The sequence below is a fragment of the Lachnospira multipara LB2003 genome, from assembly GCF_000702205.1.
GTDB lineage: Bacteria > Bacillota > Clostridia > Lachnospirales > Lachnospiraceae > Lachnospira > Lachnospira multipara_A.
This window is the reverse complement of sequence record NZ_JNKW01000007.1, coordinates 117,830-136,024: the sequence shown is the minus strand read 5'-3', so window position 1 is coordinate 136,024 and position 18,195 is coordinate 117,830. Positions and strand designations below refer to the sequence as shown.

General features: G+C 33.3%; 20 protein-coding genes. All 20 read right to left on the bottom strand.

Annotation, left to right across the window (positions count from 1 at the left end; translation table 11 throughout):
• Positions 1-14: 14 nt before the first annotated feature.
• Positions 15-893, bottom strand: a complete 879-nt coding sequence (locus T537_RS0106035) for a MinD/ParA family protein (protein ID WP_031556710.1) — start codon at positions 891-893, stop codon at positions 15-17.
• Positions 893-2,278 carry a flagellar biosynthesis GTPase FlhF gene (gene flhF, locus T537_RS0106030; protein ID WP_031556709.1) on the bottom strand — a complete coding sequence of 462 codons (1,386 nt, stop codon included), beginning with the start codon at positions 2,276-2,278 and terminating at the stop codon, positions 893-895. The genes T537_RS0106035 and flhF overlap by 1 nt, the downstream gene beginning before the upstream one ends.
• Positions 2,279-4,324 (bottom strand): flagellar biosynthesis protein FlhA, encoded by a 2,046-nt coding sequence (gene flhA / locus T537_RS0106025; RefSeq protein WP_031556708.1) that lies wholly within the window; start codon positions 4,322-4,324, stop codon positions 2,279-2,281.
• A 73-nt stretch (positions 4,325-4,397) separates the two neighbouring features.
• A complete protein-coding gene (gene flhB, locus T537_RS0106020; RefSeq protein ID WP_027437867.1) occupies positions 4,398-5,546 on the bottom strand; it encodes a flagellar biosynthesis protein FlhB in 1,149 nt (382 codons plus the stop codon).
• An 18-nt stretch (positions 5,547-5,564) separates the two neighbouring features.
• Positions 5,565-6,341, bottom strand: coding sequence for a flagellar biosynthetic protein FliR (gene fliR / locus T537_RS0106015; protein ID WP_027437866.1), 777 nt, complete (start codon positions 6,339-6,341; stop codon positions 5,565-5,567).
• A gap of 29 nt (positions 6,342-6,370) precedes the next feature.
• Positions 6,371-6,640 (bottom strand): flagellar biosynthesis protein FliQ, encoded by a 270-nt coding sequence (fliQ, locus tag T537_RS0106010; protein WP_027437865.1) that lies wholly within the window; start codon positions 6,638-6,640, stop codon positions 6,371-6,373.
• Between the two features lie 70 nt (positions 6,641-6,710).
• Positions 6,711-7,415, bottom strand: coding sequence for a flagellar type III secretion system pore protein FliP (gene fliP, locus T537_RS0106005; RefSeq protein WP_330372593.1), 705 nt, complete (start codon positions 7,413-7,415; stop codon positions 6,711-6,713).
• A 107-nt stretch (positions 7,416-7,522) separates the two neighbouring features.
• Positions 7,523-7,903 carry a flagellar biosynthetic protein FliO gene (locus T537_RS0106000; RefSeq protein ID WP_051637176.1) on the bottom strand — a complete coding sequence of 127 codons (381 nt, stop codon included), beginning with the start codon at positions 7,901-7,903 and terminating at the stop codon, positions 7,523-7,525.
• Positions 7,904-8,266 (bottom strand): response regulator, encoded by a 363-nt coding sequence (locus T537_RS0105995; RefSeq protein WP_027431346.1) that lies wholly within the window; start codon positions 8,264-8,266, stop codon positions 7,904-7,906.
• A 98-nt stretch (positions 8,267-8,364) separates the two neighbouring features.
• The gene (fliY, locus tag T537_RS0105990; RefSeq protein WP_027437862.1) at positions 8,365-9,615 is read right to left on the bottom strand and encodes a flagellar motor switch phosphatase FliY; all 1,251 of its coding nucleotides are present in this window, start codon (positions 9,613-9,615) and stop codon (positions 8,365-8,367) included.
• A gap of 4 nt (positions 9,616-9,619) precedes the next feature.
• Complete coding sequence (fliM, locus tag T537_RS0105985) at positions 9,620-10,603, bottom strand: flagellar motor switch protein FliM (RefSeq protein WP_027437861.1); 984 nt, start codon at positions 10,601-10,603, stop codon at positions 9,620-9,622.
• A 42-nt stretch (positions 10,604-10,645) separates the two neighbouring features.
• Positions 10,646-11,170, bottom strand: coding sequence for a hypothetical protein (locus tag T537_RS0105980; protein WP_027437860.1), 525 nt, complete (start codon positions 11,168-11,170; stop codon positions 10,646-10,648).
• An 18-nt stretch (positions 11,171-11,188) separates the two neighbouring features.
• Positions 11,189-11,992, bottom strand: a complete 804-nt coding sequence (locus T537_RS0105975; RefSeq protein WP_027437859.1) for an OmpA/MotB family protein — start codon at positions 11,990-11,992, stop codon at positions 11,189-11,191.
• Positions 11,993-11,994: 2 nt separating this feature from the next.
• Positions 11,995-12,780 (bottom strand): motility protein A, encoded by a 786-nt coding sequence (locus T537_RS0105970; protein WP_027437858.1) that lies wholly within the window; start codon positions 12,778-12,780, stop codon positions 11,995-11,997.
• A 26-nt stretch (positions 12,781-12,806) separates the two neighbouring features.
• Positions 12,807-13,019 carry a flagellar FlbD family protein gene (locus T537_RS0105965; RefSeq protein WP_027437857.1) on the bottom strand — a complete coding sequence of 71 codons (213 nt, stop codon included), beginning with the start codon at positions 13,017-13,019 and terminating at the stop codon, positions 12,807-12,809.
• Positions 13,020-13,331: 312 nt separating this feature from the next.
• The gene (locus T537_RS0105960) at positions 13,332-14,657 is read right to left on the bottom strand and encodes a flagellar hook protein FlgE (protein WP_027437856.1); all 1,326 of its coding nucleotides are present in this window, start codon (positions 14,655-14,657) and stop codon (positions 13,332-13,334) included.
• A gap of 111 nt (positions 14,658-14,768) precedes the next feature.
• Positions 14,769-15,191 carry a TIGR02530 family flagellar biosynthesis protein gene (locus T537_RS0105955; RefSeq protein WP_027437855.1) on the bottom strand — a complete coding sequence of 141 codons (423 nt, stop codon included), beginning with the start codon at positions 15,189-15,191 and terminating at the stop codon, positions 14,769-14,771.
• 66 nt (positions 15,192-15,257) lie between these two features.
• Positions 15,258-15,722, bottom strand: coding sequence for a flagellar hook capping FlgD N-terminal domain-containing protein (locus T537_RS12390; RefSeq protein ID WP_051554952.1), 465 nt, complete (start codon positions 15,720-15,722; stop codon positions 15,258-15,260).
• 19 nt (positions 15,723-15,741) lie between these two features.
• Complete coding sequence (locus T537_RS0105945) at positions 15,742-17,184, bottom strand: flagellar hook-length control protein FliK (protein WP_031556704.1); 1,443 nt, start codon at positions 17,182-17,184, stop codon at positions 15,742-15,744.
• A gap of 201 nt (positions 17,185-17,385) precedes the next feature.
• Complete coding sequence (locus tag T537_RS0105940; protein WP_031556703.1) at positions 17,386-18,147, bottom strand: MotE family protein; 762 nt, start codon at positions 18,145-18,147, stop codon at positions 17,386-17,388.
• Positions 18,148-18,195: the final 48 nt, after the last annotated feature.

The window sequence follows — 18,195 nt, the reverse complement described above, 5'->3', positions numbered from 1 at the left end:
ATGAAAAATCATTTTTAAAGCATCTTAGCGAAAACATTTTTTAAATATCCTCTTATTCCTCTCTTGTAAACCGCTACATCAGTTCCTGCATCTAGTAATCTATTTGAAATATTCTCAAAAGCCTTAGTTGCTGGTGAATTAGGATAATTAATTGATACTGGACTTTGTTTCATAACTGCCTTTGTAACATTACTATCCTGTGGTATTATTCCTAAATATTCAATATCAATATCAAGGAATTTAGATACCACTAAATTAAGTTTTTCATGTAGCATCTCACCTTCTTTTTCTGATTCTACTTTATTGGCTATCATCTTAATTTTGCAATCCTTAGGTCTAAATTGAGAATGCATACTAAGACTTTTAAGAAGTGCATAAGAATCAGTTATTGAGGTTGGTTCAGGAGTAGTAACCACAATTGTTTCTGGACTTGCAACCAAAAATTCCATAACAGAATCTGCTATTCCTGCACCTGTATCAATAATTATAATATCGCACATAGACTCCAAATCAGACATTTTATTAACTAGTCTTTTTATTTGTTCTCTATCAAGATTTACTAATTTTGCTATTCCAGAACCACCAGATATAAAACCTATATCTAGCGGTCCTTTAGTAATAATATCTTTTATATCTTTACCCTTATACATTATATCGCTAAGATTATATCTAGGTATTACCCCAAACATAACCTCAATATTTGCAAGACCAAAATCTGCATCAAGAATAATGACTTTCTTCCCCATCTTAACAAACTGTATTGCCAAATTAATTGATACATTACTTTTACCAACTCCACCTTTGCCGCTAGTAACCGCAATTACCCTTGCATTAGAAACCATATTCGCATTTTGAAATTTTATTATATTGCGTAGTGTCTGTGCCTGATCCATTATTGGTTACCTCCCAACAACTGCTTAGCAATAAATTGCTCGTTAACAACTTCAATATCATTTGGAACATTTTGTCCCGATGTTGTATATGAAAGAGGGGCATTTGTAAGCATTTTTATATTGATGATATTACCTAGAGAACAAGTCTCATCAAGCTTTGTAAAAATTATTCCCCAATCTTTAATACACTTATACTTATTAGTTATATTAACTAGGTCCTTATACTTAGTAGTTACACTTAAAGTCAGGTATATTTCTAAGTCATATACATCCTTAAATTGATTAGTAGCGCTAAGTAATTCCATTAATTCTTCCATTTGCTCTTCTGATTTATGAGAGCGTCCCGCTGTATCTACTAAAATTAAATCGTAAGATTTAAAGCTTTCTAGACTTTCACTTAATTCATCCGCTCCATAAACAACATCCACAGGGCAATCAATAATAGATGCATATGTATTAAGTTGTTCAACTGCCGCTATTCTATAAGTATCACTTGTAATAAAGGCTACCTTTGCATATTTTTCCAATTTAAATTTAGATGCGATTTTTGCGATGGTTGTAGTCTTACCAACACCAGTAGGCCCTATAAAAAATACAAGCTTAGGCTTATTCTTTATTTCAATTGTTCTTGGCTTACCAAGCTTAAGAATAATTTTTTGATAAATAGCTGATAAGATATCATCAATATTAGATTCTTTTCTTAAGGAATGTCTTATTTCTTCAATAATCTCATCAATATATATTTTATCAACTTCATTGTCCTCTAGCTTTTTATATATAAGCTTTAAAAACTTATCATTTGCGCTTGTTTCAACATGGTTTTCTTCCTTAGTACTATTTTTAATTTCATTCTTATTCTCTTTTGTTGTTTTAGTTTTACTTTCTACTTCTTCCTTACTATAGATTTTTCCGTTATCTATAAATAAGTCTTCACTGTTTAAATCATAAGAAGGGCTTTTCCTTGGCTTAGGTCTATCAGTCCTGCTTTTATTTGTTGTGCCCTCAAGCATTATTCTTTGAAGGGCATCTAGTCTTTCCTCAATTTTTTTAGGATCGTTTAAATCTATTTCTTCATCAGCTCTTAAATCAATATTAGAGCTTCCACTTGTTTTCTCGTCTTTTTCTTGATTATTACTTATTTCAATCCCTTCTTTATCCTCTAAAATTTCATCCTTTAATTCTGGCTTATTTTTATTAACATTCTTTATAAATTCCTTCTCCTCTAAGGCAGCAGTTATTTCTATAGAGTCCTTTTTAAAAATTCTAAATACTCCTCTTTGTCTTAAGGTCTTAACATTTAAAATAACTGCATTTGTGCCTAATTCATCCTTTGCTTTTAAAATTGCCTCATTTTCTGTTGGCGCCTGAAATTTCTTAACTATCATTTACGCTGTCACCATCCCCACTGATTGTAGTTCTACATTGGATTCCACCTCATTATATGAAATCACAATAATGTCCTTATAATAATCAACTGCAAGCTTTTTAAAATATAATCTTACAATTGGTGAAGTGATAACTATTGGATTTTTTCCCATATCCTCTAATTTCTTTAACTCACTTCCTGTAGAGTCCATAATTTTCTTAGTTCTTTCCGGATCAAGAGAAAGGTATGAACCCTGCTCGGTATTCTTAACAGAACTCATAATTTCCTGTTCAATACTAGGATCTAGAGTTATAACAGATGTGGTCTCATTGTTAGAAAAATACTTTCCTGAAATTGCCCTCTTTAAGCTTTGTCTAACATATTCTGTTAATATATCTGTATCCCTTGTTACGGCAGCATGGTCTGCTAAGGTTTCAAAAATAGTTACTAAATCTCTAATAGAGATACCTTCAGCTAATAGATTTTGTAACACCTTTTGAATTTCGCCAATACCAAGTAACTTTGGCACTAATTCATCAATTAATGCCTGATTATTGTCTTTAATATTATTAATAAGATTTTGTACATCCTGTCTTGTAAGAAGCTCATCAATATGCTGTCTAATTATTTCTGTTAGATGTGTAGCAATAATTGATGGTGGATCTACAACTGTGTATCCTAGAGATTCAGCCCTTTCCCTCTGTCCTTCTGTAATCCAAATTGCAGGAAGGTGGAAAGAAGGCTCAAATGTAGGAATACCTGTAATTTCTTCTTCTACATAACCTGGATTCATAGCCATATAGTGGTCAAATAGGATTTCACCATCTGAGACCTGAATACCCTTGATTTTTATAATATATTGATTAGGATTTAACTGAATATTATCCCTTAATCTAATAATTGGCACCACAGCACCAAGTTCAAGAGCAATCTGTCGCCTAATCATTACAACTCTATCAAGTAAATCTCCTCCTTGATTTACATCAGCTAAAGGAATAATTCCATAGCCAAATTCTAGTTCAATAGGATCTACATTTAATAGATTAACAACATTTTCTGGTTTCCTTATTTCTTGGGCTTGTTCATCTTCCCTGCTTATTTCATCCTCAATTTGCTCTTCCCCAGCCTTTGTCTTTAACTTTCTGCCAATAATAATTGTTGCAATACCAAGAGCAATATAAATAATATCAGGCAAAGGAGTAAATATACCAAGTACAATCATAGCTGCACCAACCATGATTAAAACCCTGTCAATTGAGAATAATTGTCCAACAATTTCATCTCCAAGTTCTCCATCTGAACTAGCCTTTGTAACCAAAATACCAGTTGCAAGAGATATTAAAAGAGATGGAATCTGGGAACTAAGACCATCACCAATTGTTAAGATTGTATATTTAGACATAGCCTCATTTACAGTTAAACCACCATAAAGCATGCCCATTGCAATACCACCAACAAGGTTAATACCAGTAATAATAAGGCCTGCGGTTGCATCACCCTTTACATACTTAGTAGCACCATCCATAGAACCAAAGAAGGCATTTTCAAGTTGTAATTTCTTACGTCTTTCTGCAGCTTCCTTGTCTGTAATAGCACCTGTGTTTAAGTCTGAATCAATTGCCATTTGCTTACCAGCCATAGCATCAAGTGTAAATCTTGCTGTTACTTCAGCAACTCTTTCAGAACCCTTATTAATAATAATAAACTGAATGATAATAATAATTATAAAAATAATTATACCAATGATTAAATTACCGCCACCTACGAATTCACCAAAAGTAGATACTACCTTACCTGCATCACCATTTTTTAGAATAAGTTTAGTTGAAGAAACATTTAAGCCAATTCTAAAAATTGTTGTAAAAAGCAAAATTGTAGGAAATGATGCCATATCAAGTACTTCTTTAGCAAAAAGCGAATTAAAAAGTACAATCAAGGCTATGGCTAAATTAAAAGCCAGTAAAACATCTAGTAACCATGAAGGAATGGATATAATAAAGAATAAAACAGCTGATAAAAGATAGATACCTATAAAAAGGTCTGTCTTTTTTAGACTTATCTTCATATTTCTCCCCCTCTCATGAATAAAATAGATCAAAGGTATAATTTATTGATTAAATCTTATTCACTCAATTTAATTATACCATAGCACTAGTTAAGTTTCTATTCTTTGTTCGCATAACTGCAGCTAGTATTTCTGCCACAGCCACATATAATTCTGGTGGAATTTCTTCCCCTAACTCAATATTGTGATAAATAATTCTTGCAAGAGGCTTATTTTCCACAATTTCAATGCCATATTCCCTAGCCTTATCCTTAATCTGAAAAGCCAGATAATCCGCACCCTTAGCTATAACAATTGGGGCTTTTCCTGACTGAGGATCATATTTAAGGGCTACTGCAAAGTGAGTTGGGTTTGTAATAACAACATCTGCTTCTGGAAGCTGCTGCATCATACGACGTCTAGAGATTTCATTCATTCTACGTCTAATCATACCCTTAACCTGTGGATCACCTTCAGAATTCTTAAATTCATCCTTAACCTCTTGTTTGGTCATCATATTATCATTTTTAAATTTATGCCTTTGATATAAAAGGTCCACAAAACCAATAATTAGAAAAACCGCGCTAACCTTTATGCCTAAATCAATAATAATTTTTCCTGTTCGCTCAATTGCTGCATATAAAGATATATCATAAAAAGTAAAAAGCACATTTACCTGACTTTTAACTGTGTTATATACAACAGCTGCAAGAATTCCCATCATGGCAACAGATTTAATTAGCTCAAATAATTGCCTAAAGGAAAAAATTCTTTTAAAGCCGTTTAAAGGGTTAATTTTACTAAATTTTGGCATTAGAGGTTTTGAACTAACCATCCAGCTTTGTTGTAACATATTACCAAGAATTGAAATGATTACCCCAACTAAAAGAATAGGTATTAAAAGTAATATGCAAAGTTTAATACCTGATCCTAGGATATCTGTTGCAACTCCAGGGCTAACTCCGCTTTTACTAGTATTTACTATAGTTTCAAAGCTGTTATAGAACCTGTTAAAGCACTCTACAAAATCATTGCCAAGATTAGCAATATAAATCTTTAATAAGATAAAAATAGACATTAGGGAAATAGCCGTAATTATTTCCTTACTTTTTGCTACCTGGCCTTCTTTTCTTACATCCTTTAATTTCTTAGCTGTAGCAGGTTCGGTTTTTTCTCCACCAGGACCATCTTTAGCAAAGAACTGTAGATTATATGAAATTAATAATTTTTTCTCTACCACCATAATCTAGTCCCATCCCTTCTAATACATGGATTTTACTAGTTGCGCCAAGACATATTTAATTTCATCTTGTATAAATTTAGCAATATCTGGCAACATAAAAATCGTAACCAAAATTACAAAAATGCCTACAAAAATTTTTAACTGCATACCAACAACAAACATATTCATCTGAGGTGAAACCTTAGCTAGAATAGCAAGTACGCAATTAAGTAGTAAAGTTGCTGCAAAGACAGGAAGTGCAATTCTAAAACCAATAATAAAATAATCAGACATAAAATCTAAAACAATATCATAGATTTTAGGGCTAAATTTAGGACTTCCTAGTGGAATTACCTTAAAAGTTTCCACAATAGCAGAAATTAAATATCTATGAAGTCCTGATATTACAAGAATTAGCATTACAAGATAATAGTAAAAATTACCCATAATACCTGTCTGCATTCTTGTGGTTGGATCATATAATTGAGCCATTGATAAGCCTATATCCATATCAATTATCTTACCTGCAAATTGAATTATTTGTACGCTAAAAAAACATAGCGCCCCAAGAATTAAGCCTATTAAAACCTCATTTAAAACAAGAGCTGAATACTGAAATATCGAGCTAGTCTCAATACTAAAATCAGGATTACAGCTATATACAATCATTGCAATAAAAAAAGCAAATCCAACCTTAGTATATCTAGGTATTCCTGTTGTATTAAAAAAAGGCGCAACATAAATAAATGATGCGAGCCTTATAAGAATCAATATAAAAATTAAGAATTGTTCAATTACAACCGAATAATGTATCATACTAAACCCCTAGACTCAAACTATAATGTTTACCTAATGTAAGTCGCAAAATTGCCCCACAAAGTATTCATAAATTCGGTAATTGTTGTAAGAATCCAATTGCCTAAAATCATCATAGCAAGGAAAATTGCTAATAATTTTGGCACAAAGGTAAGAGTTTGTTCCTGAATAGATGTTAAAGTCTGGAACAAACTAATCAAAAGACCCACTATCATAGATACTAATAATAGTGGCACAGAAGTTTTGACAATAACCCATATTGTCTGCCTAGCAACTGTAATAACGTCTCCTACTTGCATCTTTAATAAATCCCCCAACAAATCCCAAATCTAATGTCAAAACCCTGTCGGAGCTTGTACTCCGACTGAGTTAAAACGTCTTTAATAAATTTCCAATAATCAAATTCCATCCATCAGCCATTACAAAGAGTAAAATCTTAAATGGCGCACTTATTGTAGTTGGCGGTAACATCATCATACCCATTGACATAAGGGTTGATGAAACAACCATATCAATAACAATAAATGGTAAATAAATTAAAAATCCTATAATAAATGCAATTCTAAGTTCACTAATAATAAACGCTGGAATTAATACTCTCATTTCAATATCATCTTCTGATTCAACAGAACCCTCTTCATATCCAGCTGCATAAAAAAACGTATCTAGATCTTTAGTTGATACTTGTTTAAGCATAAACCTTTTAAGTGGCTTTTGCCCTATATCAAGTGCTTCCTCAATAGAAATTTCATTATTTGATAAAGGTTTAATGGCACTTGTATAAATCTCATTAAATGTCGGTTGCATAATAAAGAAGGTTAAAAATAAGGACAAACCAACAATAACTTGATTTGGAGGAACTGTTTGTGTTCCAATGGCTGCTCTTGTAAAGTGAAGTACTATTACAATACGCGTAAAAGAGGTAAGCATTATTAATATTGATGGTGCAAGTGAAATCACCGTTAATACTAAAAGCATTTGTAAAACACTTGCCAAATCCCCTCCATCGCCTGCAGAAACATTAATATCTATTAAATTCTTAGCAGCCGTTTCATCTTCAGCTAATACCTTCATACATGTTAGCATCATAGATAGAAAAAACGCGCCAAGTACAAGTGATATTTTACAAATTGTTTTTTTATGCCTCTTTATCCATCGCAACATAAATCATCTCCGCCCCATCAAGCTTCTGGCTTGTCCTTCTTAAACTTATCTATTATAACCTTAAAGCTCTCGGCGTTAGCATTTTTGTTATGCGAATCTGTTTTTAATTGTAAGTCCCCCTCACAAAGCTCACATAAATAGCTTATGCTGTCTTTGCAAACAGCTATTGCAAAAACCTTCTTTCCGATTTTTACAATTTGAATGTACTTAGTATTAGATATTCTAAGTGTTTCCAGAATCTGTATGTTACTACGCCCTAGCTTCTCTTTCTGAAAATTCCCAACAAATCTCGTTGAAAAATAAGTTATGGTTATGACTATAATAAATATAACTAGTAATGTTAGTAGCTGGGCAAAGGCCTCTAATCTACTATTTAAAATCACGCAATAATTTGTCATTTATCCTACAACTTTCTGCACTGCTTCAATAACTCTATCTGCCTGGAAAGGCTTAACAATAAAGTCCTTAGCGCCTGATTGAATTGACTCAATAACCATAGCCTGCTGACCCATAGCAGAACACATAATAACAGATGCATTAGGATCTGACGCCTTGATTTTCTTTAATGCTTCAATTCCGTCCATTTCTGGCATAGTAATATCCATGAGAACAAGGTCTGGTTTTAATTCTGCATATTTTTCTACAGCCTTAGCTCCATTCTCAGCTTCACCAGCGATGTTATAGCCATTCTTTGTTAGAATATCTTTAATCATCATTCTCATAAATGCCGCGTCATCACAAATCAAAATATTCTTTGCCATATAATATCTCCTATCTGAAATTAATTTTTCACAAAATCATTTAACTGTATTATACATCATTTATCAGAAATTTACTATCTCTTTTTACAAAAAAGTTATTATTTAACAATTTCTGTAATTCTGACACCGAAGCTTTCTTCAATTACTACTACTTCACCCTTGGCAACATACTTTCCGTTAACAAGTATATCTACAGGTTCACCGGCGATTTTATTAAGCTCAATAATTGTACCTGGTGCAAAATCTAGAATATCTTTAATTGATTTTGATGTTCTACCAAGTTCTACTGAAACCTCAAGAGGAACATCCATAATAAGTCCAATATTTTCCTGTCCTGTAAGCTGACTTAAATCCTGTGAGAATGGTTGGAATGAAGCTGCTGCCACATTAACATCTCCAGAAGGATATCCATACATTGGCATACCTTGCATTGGCATACCCTGCATTGGCATTCCCTGCATTGGCATTCCCTGCATCGGCATTCCTTGCATTGGCATTCCCTGCATCGGCATTCCCTGCATTCCCATTGCCATTCCTGCTTGATTGTCTGCCTGTGGCGGCGGTGTTTGTGCTGCCTGAGGCTGTGAGGCAGGTTCTGGTGCTGGTGGAGGTGGAGGTGGTGCCTCCTCTTCCTTTGGCATAAACATTTCAAGTAATTCCTCAGCAAATTCCTTAGGATATAACTGCATAATCTCACTATCAATCAATTCCCCAATTTGCATTTTAAATGCCACAAGCACAAAAGGTTTAGATAAAAATTGTGGTAAATTTTCATCCACATCATTGTAGGTTTCTACAAGATTTGATACAGGTGGACTAATATCAATTTTTCTATCAAACATAGAAGAAAGGGATGTTGCAGCTGATCCCATCATCTGATTCATAGCTTCACCAATAGCACTTAAATGAAGTTCTGATAATGGTTCTTCATCATTGGCAACTCCAGCTCCACCCATCATTAAATCTGTAATAATCTTAACATCGTTTTCCTTTAAAACTAATACGTTGTTACCATCAAGTCCTTCTTTATAGGAAATTTGCATCATTACACAAGGTCTATCATATTTGTGGGCTAAATCATCCCATGTACATACATCAACCTTTGGTGTAGTAATGTTTACAGTCTGATTAAGTAATGAACTAAGTGTTGTTGCAGCTGTACCCATGCTGATATTTGAAATTTCACCAACAGCATCTTTTTCAGAATCTGTAAGACTAAAACTATCTTCACCAGATAATTCCTGAGCCGCTGTTTCAGATGGTTCTTCTACTTCCCCTGGCTCATCTAGACCTGTGCCCATGCCGCTAAGTAAAGCATTAATTTCATCCTGCGATAGCATTCCGTCCATACGCCTAACCTTCCTCCTCTCTATAAACTTCTGTAACCCTCACTGCATATTTATCTTCAAAATAGCCTGGTAATGCCTTGAATTTCTTTATATTGCCTACATATACATCAAGTTCTTGGTCAACTTTTTTATTAAGCCTAATAATATCCCCATATTGAAGAGTTACAAAGTCAGCCACACTGATTTTAGATTTTCCAAGCACTGCCTTTATTGGTATTTCAGATCTTCTAATCATGCCCTCAATCTCTTTTTCAAAGGTTTCGCCACCTTTTTCTTGCATATTAGCAAACCAGTACTTTGTATTTAATTTATCCATAACTGGTTCTAGGGTGGTATATGGAAGACACACATTCATAAGGCCTTCCACTTCTCCAATTTTTAAATTCATAGTAACAATGGCTATAGTCTCTGTTGGAGAAATAATCTGGGCAAACTGTGAATTCGTCTCAATTCTTTCTAATCGTGGTTGAACCTTTACCACATTTTCCCAAGGTTCTTCCATTAAATTAACACAAATTGAAAGAATTCTATCAATAATAGTTAACTCAATTTCTGAAAATTCTCTCTCCTTTTCTAGTGCATTTCCCTGGCCGCCAAGTAATCTATCTACTATTGCAAAGCCTAAATTTGATGCCATTTCCATAATTACAGAGCCATTAAGGGGATTCATTCCCACAACTCCAAGTAATACAGGATTAGATAGGGCATTTGAAAATTCAGAGTAAATTACAACTTCTGAGTTAACCACATCAACCGTTACTGATTTACGTAGATAAGCTGGTAAATTCGTTGCAAGTAAACGGCCAAAGTTTTCAAAAATAATTTCTAGCGTTCGTAAATGTTCTTTGGCAAACTTAGATGGTCTAGCAAAATCATAATTTTTAATTTGCTTCTCATCCGAGTTTTTCATCTCATCTACATCAAGCTCACCACTACTTAAAGCCTTAAGCAAATTATCAATCTCATTTTGCGATAGAACTTCACTCATCTACTCCCTCACCTCTCTTTAAATCTCATCCTTCATATATGTCTACTGAACAGTTACAGTTGTTAGTACTGAATAAATACAATTTGTCCGGAATCTTTCCTGTAACTGTGCTAAACAATCCTTCTCAAAATCTGCTTTATTATTAGCAATTGTCTGATATGTATACTTTGTTGTAGCTATATTTGATATATCACTTACAATTAAGGCCATTGATGTCTTAATTGTTTCTATCTTCTCGTTATAATCCTTATGGGATTTATTAATACCTACTGTCACTGAAAGAACTGCATAGTGAGTTGATTGTCCAACGTATGTAACTGTAATTGTTGTTTCTTCGCCGTTTGTAACACTTAAATATTCAATATTAGTCAAATCAGATGTGTCAGAACTGGCGCTAGTGTCCTTTGTTCCACCAGCCACATCCAAATCTATTATTTCAGCAATATGAGTAATTAAGCTATTAGTTTTAGTATTAGTCTGAACAAGTGTAAATGTTAAAAATGCCGTTAAAACCAAATTAATAAGGCACAATGCTAAAATAATTACATTTAACATACTTTTCTTCACTAAAAGCACCTCTCTTTTCTATGAGTTAATATTGTTATATATCTTTATTTCTACTCTTCTATTAAGTGCCCTTCCATCTGCTGTTTCATTAGTTGCTATTGGCACATTCTCTCCTCTACCAGTACTAGTCATTGTACTTTCACTAAAATGATATTCATCTACAAAATAGCTATACACACTATATGCTCTATACAATGACAATTTCATATTATCTTCAATTAGAGCTGAATGCATTGGGACATTATCTGTATGACCCTCAATTGATATAATATTGCCATCATATTCCTTAATTGCAGTAGCAACTGCTTTAAGTAAGTTTTTTGAATCTTCTTTTAATTCATAACTACCTGAGTCAAAAAGCGTACCACCACTTAAATTAAGAACAACATATTTACTTGTAGCAGTTATTTCAACCTGATTTGCTACACCTTGCTGTGCTAATTTTTCCATAATTTCATCAGACATTTCCTCTGATTGTCTTTGACCTTCTTCTTGTACCTCTTCATATGCAGACTTTACTTCCTGATCCATTTCCCCCTCTGAATCAAGACCCATACTGTTATAGTAAGTGCTAAGTTCATTTAACTGGCTTGCTCCACTATTAACAAGTACGCCTTCTTTAGATAGGGCAGAACCACCAGAAGGTAAAATACTAAAGGAAGCTGCAAGACTTGCTGCAACCTCTTCAAACTTTGCTGCATCAGTGCTTGACATAGAGAAAAGTAAAACGAAGAAGCAAAGCAACAAATTCATCAGATCAGAGAATGTCGCCATCCAAGCAGGAGATCCAGCTGGAGCCTCATCTTCTTGCTTTTTCGCCATTTTTAAGCACCTCCTTCAGTCTGAATTGCCTCTCTAGCCTTTGGAGCTAGGAATGACTTAAGTTTTTCTTCAATAACTCTTGGGTTTTCACCAGCTTGAATTGAAAGTAAGCCTTCAATTACAATTTCTTTTAACTGAAACTCAATAGCTGCTCTTTGCTTTAACTTATTAGAAATTGGTGTACAAATCCAGTTAGCAAGAAGCGAACCATAAAGTGTAGTAAGAAGGGCAACGGCCATATTAGGACCGATAGTTGATGCATCAGACAAGTTTTTTAACATGTTAACAAGACCTACAAGGGTACCAATCATACCCCAAGCAGGACCTAGGGCTGCCCAAGCATCAAAAAAGCCCGCTTTGTTTTTATGTCGTGATTCCATATTCATAAGTTCTGTTTCAAGAATTCCTCTTACAAGTTCAGGTTCCGTACCATCAACTATAAGTAAAATTCCCTTCTGCATAAAGAGATCCTCTAAACTTCTTGCAATCTCTTCAAGTGCAAGCAAACCTTCCTTACGAGCAACATTAGATAACTCAATTATCTTAGTTATGGTTGCTGCATGATCAAGTTTAGGATCCTTCATAGCAACGCCAATACCTGCGAAACCTCCTGTGAAGTCACTCATTGTATAACTGGCCATAAGAGAAGTTAAGGAACCAAAAATTGTAATAATAAGGGATGGTATATCAATAAAGTTTCCTAATGCGGCCACACCACCGGAAGAAACAATACCGAATAATACCATGACCAAACCAAGAACTATACCACCAAGTGTAGCTATATCCATTTAAAGACCCACCCTTCTTTAAAAGTTTAGTGATTACTGTTATTAACATTTATAACCGCGCTAAATATCTTATTTTTATAGTCATAGACTAAATCTAGTACCTCATCTAGTGTTTCCTTTACAAGATATTTATGTCCATTAGTTAGTGTAATAACCGTGTCTGGAGTCTCTTCAATAGATTCGATTAGCTCTGCGTTTAAAATAAATTTTTTATCGTTAAATCTAGTTACATTAATCATTCTTTCCTCCAAGACTCTTTTGTATTCTATTTGGATTCTAGTACTATTAATTTGTTAGTCACGAAATACTTCTAGTATCATTAAAACACTTTTAGCTAAATTTTGCAATGTATCAATGTATTTATTTTTTCACTGTTTTTCTATATTTTATCATATTTCTTATAAAATGAAATATATTTTACACATATTTTTTCTATTATTTTATATTTTCAATACTTTTACTCTATAATTCTAGTACTCTAGTACTAGTGATTTTGTTTCTTTTTAAAAAAAATGGAGGCAATAAATGCCTCCATTTAGTTTCTTTACTTATTATCTCTTTAAGTTAATTAATTCCTCAAGTAATGTATCTGAAACAGTGATAATTCTTGAATTTGCCTGAAAACCACGCTGTGTTGTAATCATTGATGTAAACTCGCCTGATAAATCTACATTAGACATTTCAAGAACGCCTGATGTAATTTTACCATCACCTGTTGTAACTTCCTGTCCAATACCATCAAAAAGTCCAGAGTTAAGTGTTGCTGACCATAGGTTTTCGCCTGCTTTTTCAAGACCTTCTGGATTGGCAAAGGATGCTACTGCAATCTGACCTATTGTTACTGTATCACCATTACTATAACTTGCAACAATACATCCACTTGCATCTATACCTACTGAAGTCATAGTACCTGTTGCCTTACCTGCTCCAGCCTTATTTCCTTCGTCATTTACAATACCCATTGAAGACTTAATAGATGTCTTATCAGAATACATTGTTAATCCTGTAGCATCAAGTTTAATTTCACTTGTATTTTCTGCACCTACAGTGTCAAGATTAACTTCTGTCTGACCTGAACCATTATTATTAAGAGTAATTGTAATATCGCTGTTAGTATCTAGTGCTGCACCTGTAATAGCGTTAAAGCTAATACTTCCATTTACATCAAATGAAAGATTTGAAACTGAGCCATTTTGTGAGATAGATACTGGATTAATATTATATGTCTTTACTGTATCAGAACCTGTATCTTGATAATCAAGAGTAACAGTTGCCTGATAAGAATTACCTATACTATCATAAAAATTCATTGTTGTTGTAATTGAATCTGTTGATGATGCATTAACATTTCCTGAAAGTGTAAGAGCTGTTGTTCTTGCTGGTGCTGTATATGTAAATTTAGAGCTTGTTACGTATAATTTTGAAACAAGATCTTTTACTACATTTCCATCAGCATCTGTTTGCCAACCCATTACATTAGCACCATCAGATGTAACTAAGGCACCTTCTTCATCGACCTTAAAATTACCAGCTCTTGTAAAGTATGTAGTACCTGCACTACTTACAATAAAGAAGGAACTTCCTGAAATCTGTAAATCATAAGGATTATCAGTACGTTCTGAAGCACCTTCTGTTGAAACTGCAGTTGCAATACTTCCTACAGAAGAACCAAGACCAACCTGTTTAGGGTTAGTACCACCTTTATTTTCACTAGGACCAGATGCGGTCTGAGTAGTTTGATAAAAAACTTCTGAGAAAGTCATTGATTGTGACTTATATGCCACAGTATTAACATTGGCAATATTATTACCAATAACATCCATTCTTGTCTGATGTGACTTTAAACCTGACACAGCAGAAAATAATGATCTCATCATAGTATTTGTTCCTCCTAATTATAGTTACAAAATGATGACACCATATTAATAGACTGTTGTTTTTATATCCTATCTGGCATTCAAGGATATTAACCTCCTAAATAGGTCCGGCTAAATTACAACCGCTCCATCAATATTAGTATATACATTTTCATCACTATTTTTACTATCCATTGCCGTTACGATTAGCTTATTAGTTGTATTGACTATAAAAGCATAGTCATCAACTAACACAAGGGATTCTTTAATGCCTTTATCCTTTGCCTTAATGGTTCCCTGTTCTAGTCTTTTTAGTTGTTCATCGCTTAAAACAATATTTCTTTCTTCAAGTCTTTGATTTGCGTGTTTTGAAAATCTTACTTGGCCAATATTACTTTCTAAAATAACGGAATCAATGGATGCCTTTTTATTTAGTATTTCACTAAATTTTGGTCCCGTATAATCCTTATTGCTTGTATTTACCTTGTCCTTATTAATGACTAGGTTGGCATAAGCATCTATGGAGGCAATATTTCCATTTATTAATTTATTCATATCGGTCACCTCAATTTATCTTAATTGTTACACTTATAATATCGGTAAACTTAAGGATAAATTTACTTATTTTGACCATTCTTTAAAATATTCATCCTGCATTACAGTATCTAAATCTCTGATATCATAAAGCTTACCTTCAATACCAAGATAAACATCATCTTTTATTTCCTCCCAATAATCAACCTTTCCGCCAATAAAGCCATCCTTATTTTGCGATGTCTTCATAATCACATACTTGCCAACAAGATCTGATGCGGTTTGTTTTACTTGATTTTTATTCATATCTGTTGTTGCCTCTACTTGTGTAAAGGTAGCAAGCTGTGCCATATATTTAGAGTTATCTGTTGGTTCTAGTGGGTCCTGGTTTTGCATTTCTGCAACCATTAATGCTAAAAAACCTTCTACATCAATTGTAGTCTTATTTTTACTAGCACCATTAGAACTAACCTGTGAACTCATTGTCTGTGAAGTTTGTGTTACGCTACCATCGTCTCTAACATAAGACCATGCGCCTACTTCTGCTGCCATAGTGTTCCTCCTTTTCTTACTAAGCCATATAAGAAACAGACGAATTTCCATTCTCAATTAAATCAATAGCTCTTAACTCATCCATATTTAAATCGTCTAAATCAAGGTCATTTAAGCTATCAAGATCTAGATTAAGTCGCTTATTTTTGTTTTTGTTATCCTGATTGTCCTTATTATTATTTCCTGCATTTAAGTTGTTTTCAAAGCCATGACTTTGAATTGTAACCTCTACAGCCTCGATTTTTATGCCTTGATTATTAAAGTTTTCCTTTAAGGCAATCATTTGATTTTCAAGAGCCTTTTTAACAGCCTCTGTTTGAGCGGTTAAATGAGCTGTTATAATTCCTTCTTTTTGTGTAACTGTAATATGGACGCTACCAAGGTTTTCAGGATTTAGCATAACTTCAATTTCCTTTAGTCCCTCAGTATTAATAACCTTGATTTGATCCACAACTTGTCTTACAATATCAATCTGATTTACCTTAGGATCAAAACTTTCTTCAATAGCTGTTTCAAAATTCTTAGCTATATCGTTAACAACTAGATTCTCGGGATGCACTAGCTTTTCTTGTTTACTACCTGCCTTTTCATCCTGTAATAACGGTTTATCGCTACTATCTTCCTTTGTATTAGCTGTATCATTTTCTTTTTTTGAGACAACTATTTTTGATGCAATAACATCTTTTAAGCTAGGCTCTTCATCTTCCTTTTTTACATCATCTAAGTTTGTTTTTGGAACTTCTACTAATACTTTCTCCACATTTTTTTCTACTGATATGTCTTTTTTGTCCACATTAATTTTTATATCTTCCTTTAAGAAAATGTCTTTAAAATCCACTTTTGTATTAGAGATATTTTCCTTAAATTCTTCAGGACTAATATTTAGTGTATCTGCTATTTCACCTATAGCTTCTTTAACAGTTTCATTAACATCAGCTAAAGCATCTGTAAAACTTCCATCAACAATTAATGCAACTTCACCTTGTCCATTTAATTCAACCATTAATTCTGTAATATTATCTAGATTAAATAAATCTAATACATTCATATTAAGAAGTGCCATGGTTTCAATTACTTCATCTTCACTAAGATCTAGCTTTTTAGCAATTTCACTTATTATTTCCTTGCCCTTTTCATTAACAATATCTTTACTAACTTCTTTAATTTCTGTGTCATTTTCTTTTATGTTAGTTACTTCTTCTCTAGTCTTATTATCACTAACATTACCCCTGCTATCATCCCTAGCTATTTTGCCTTGCTCATCTAATTTCTTTAGATTATTGTTATCGCTTATCTTATTAGAATCAGGTGAAGTATACTTTGTAGCTTCAGGCTTATTGTTCTTAACTGATGAATTAAAAATCTGCCCAAATGAAAGACTTACGTCATCACTTTTTTTGCTTGAAAAATCTGGCGCTTTTATAAAGCTATTAACCGCTAAATTAGATTTAGCTATTACCACTTGTGCTACCTCCTTTCTTTTTTATTAGATGTGCTACATAGTCTACGTATTTTATATCGGAATTAATTTATATAAGATTAGTACAAGTTTTCTAATTAAGGCAGTCGGAGCTTGTACCCCGACTGAGTTAAAAAAAGCAAGATTTCTATATTACCATTTTTATCTGATAATATAAAAATCTTGCATGTTATCTTTTTAATTTTAAGGATACATTATCTTAGTTAATTTAGCAGCAAAAACAGTATCCATAGCCTCCATTATAGCAGCTCTTTGAGTTGTATCTAGATTAAGTAAAATATCTGCCACAAGATTAGTATCTCCTGTCATCTCTTCCATAATCTTAGCTGCATTACTAGCCTCCATATTTCCAAATGTACTTGCCCATTCCTTAACTGCTGCAGAATAAGCCAAATCCTTAACTACTCTTTCATAAATCTTAGCTGCATTATCTGCATCAATTGATTCATACCAGGTCTTATAGTTTTCTATATCCGGTGCATTATCTGTATAAACAACTTCCGTATCAAACTTATCCTTTAATTCCTGATAATACTTTGCATTATCTTCAAAAACCTTTAATCTTGCAAGCTCTGCCTCAAGTTCCGTTATTTTTTCAGAAGATCCATTATTCTTTAAATCATCTAATTCACTTTCTAGTTCATTAATTCTATCAAGAGCTTCCGCTAAAGTTTTATAACTTGTTCCTGTTTCGTTAACAACCTCATCATCCGTTGCCTTTGGTAAAATCATATTTACTCCCGGTACGTTTTTTAAATACGGACGAAGCATACTTCCTACTCCACCCACATTCATTTTTATAAGCAGTGCAAAAATTGCAAGCCAAATAGCAATAACAATTAAAGCCACTAAAAGCCCCACAAGTTTTGAAACAATGCCCCCTTCTTTTTCCTCATCTGGATTTTGTAAATCCTCAATCTCATCTTTTGACTTCTTCTTAGCCATACAGATTTCCCCCTCTAGAAAAAAAGTCCATTACAATTTATTAATTAT

What these genes read in the sequence shown, in the direction of transcription:
- T537_RS0105995 (WP_027431346.1), bottom strand. Translation starts at nt 8,266, where the DNA reads ATGGCAAAGAATATTTTGATTTGTGATGACGCGGCATTTATGAGAATG.
- fliY (WP_027437862.1), bottom strand. Translation starts at nt 9,615, where the DNA reads ATGGACGGAATGCTATCGCAGGATGAAATTAATGCTTTACTTAGCGGC.
- T537_RS12390 (WP_051554952.1), bottom strand. Translation starts at nt 15,722, where the DNA reads ATGGCAGCAGAAGTAGGCGCATGGTCTTATGTTAGAGACGATGGTAGC.
- T537_RS0105965 (WP_027437857.1), bottom strand. Translation starts at nt 13,019, where the DNA reads ATGATTAATGTAACTAGATTTAACGATAAAAAATTTATTTTAAACGCA.
- flhB (WP_027437867.1), bottom strand. Translation starts at nt 5,546, where the DNA reads ATGGTGGTAGAGAAAAAATTATTAATTTCATATAATCTACAGTTCTTT.
- T537_RS0105960 (WP_027437856.1), bottom strand. Translation starts at nt 14,657, where the DNA reads ATGATGAGATCATTATTTTCTGCTGTGTCAGGTTTAAAGTCACATCAG.
- flhF (WP_031556709.1), bottom strand. Translation starts at nt 2,278, where the DNA reads ATGATAGTTAAGAAATTTCAGGCGCCAACAGAAAATGAGGCAATTTTA.
- T537_RS0105940 (WP_031556703.1), bottom strand. Translation starts at nt 18,147, where the DNA reads ATGGCTAAGAAGAAGTCAAAAGATGAGATTGAGGATTTACAAAATCCA.
- T537_RS0106035 (WP_031556710.1), bottom strand. Translation starts at nt 893, where the DNA reads ATGGATCAGGCACAGACACTACGCAATATAATAAAATTTCAAAATGCG.
- fliR (WP_027437866.1), bottom strand. Translation starts at nt 6,341, where the DNA reads ATGATACATTATTCGGTTGTAATTGAACAATTCTTAATTTTTATATTG.
- T537_RS0105970 (WP_027437858.1), bottom strand. Translation starts at nt 12,780, where the DNA reads ATGGATATAGCTACACTTGGTGGTATAGTTCTTGGTTTGGTCATGGTA.
- fliM (WP_027437861.1), bottom strand. Translation starts at nt 10,603, where the DNA reads ATGAGTGAAGTTCTATCGCAAAATGAGATTGATAATTTGCTTAAGGCT.
- fliQ (WP_027437865.1), bottom strand. Translation starts at nt 6,640, where the DNA reads ATGCAAGTAGGAGACGTTATTACAGTTGCTAGGCAGACAATATGGGTT.
- fliP (WP_330372593.1), bottom strand. Translation starts at nt 7,415, where the DNA reads ATGAAGGTATTAGCTGAAGATGAAACGGCTGCTAAGAATTTAATAGAT.
- T537_RS0105975 (WP_027437859.1), bottom strand. Translation starts at nt 11,992, where the DNA reads ATGGCGAAAAAGCAAGAAGATGAGGCTCCAGCTGGATCTCCTGCTTGG.
- flhA (WP_031556708.1), bottom strand. Translation starts at nt 4,324, where the DNA reads ATGAAGATAAGTCTAAAAAAGACAGACCTTTTTATAGGTATCTATCTT.
- T537_RS0105955 (WP_027437855.1), bottom strand. Translation starts at nt 15,191, where the DNA reads ATGAATAAATTAATAAATGGAAATATTGCCTCCATAGATGCTTATGCC.
- T537_RS0106000 (WP_051637176.1), bottom strand. Translation starts at nt 7,903, where the DNA reads ATGACAAATTATTGCGTGATTTTAAATAGTAGATTAGAGGCCTTTGCC.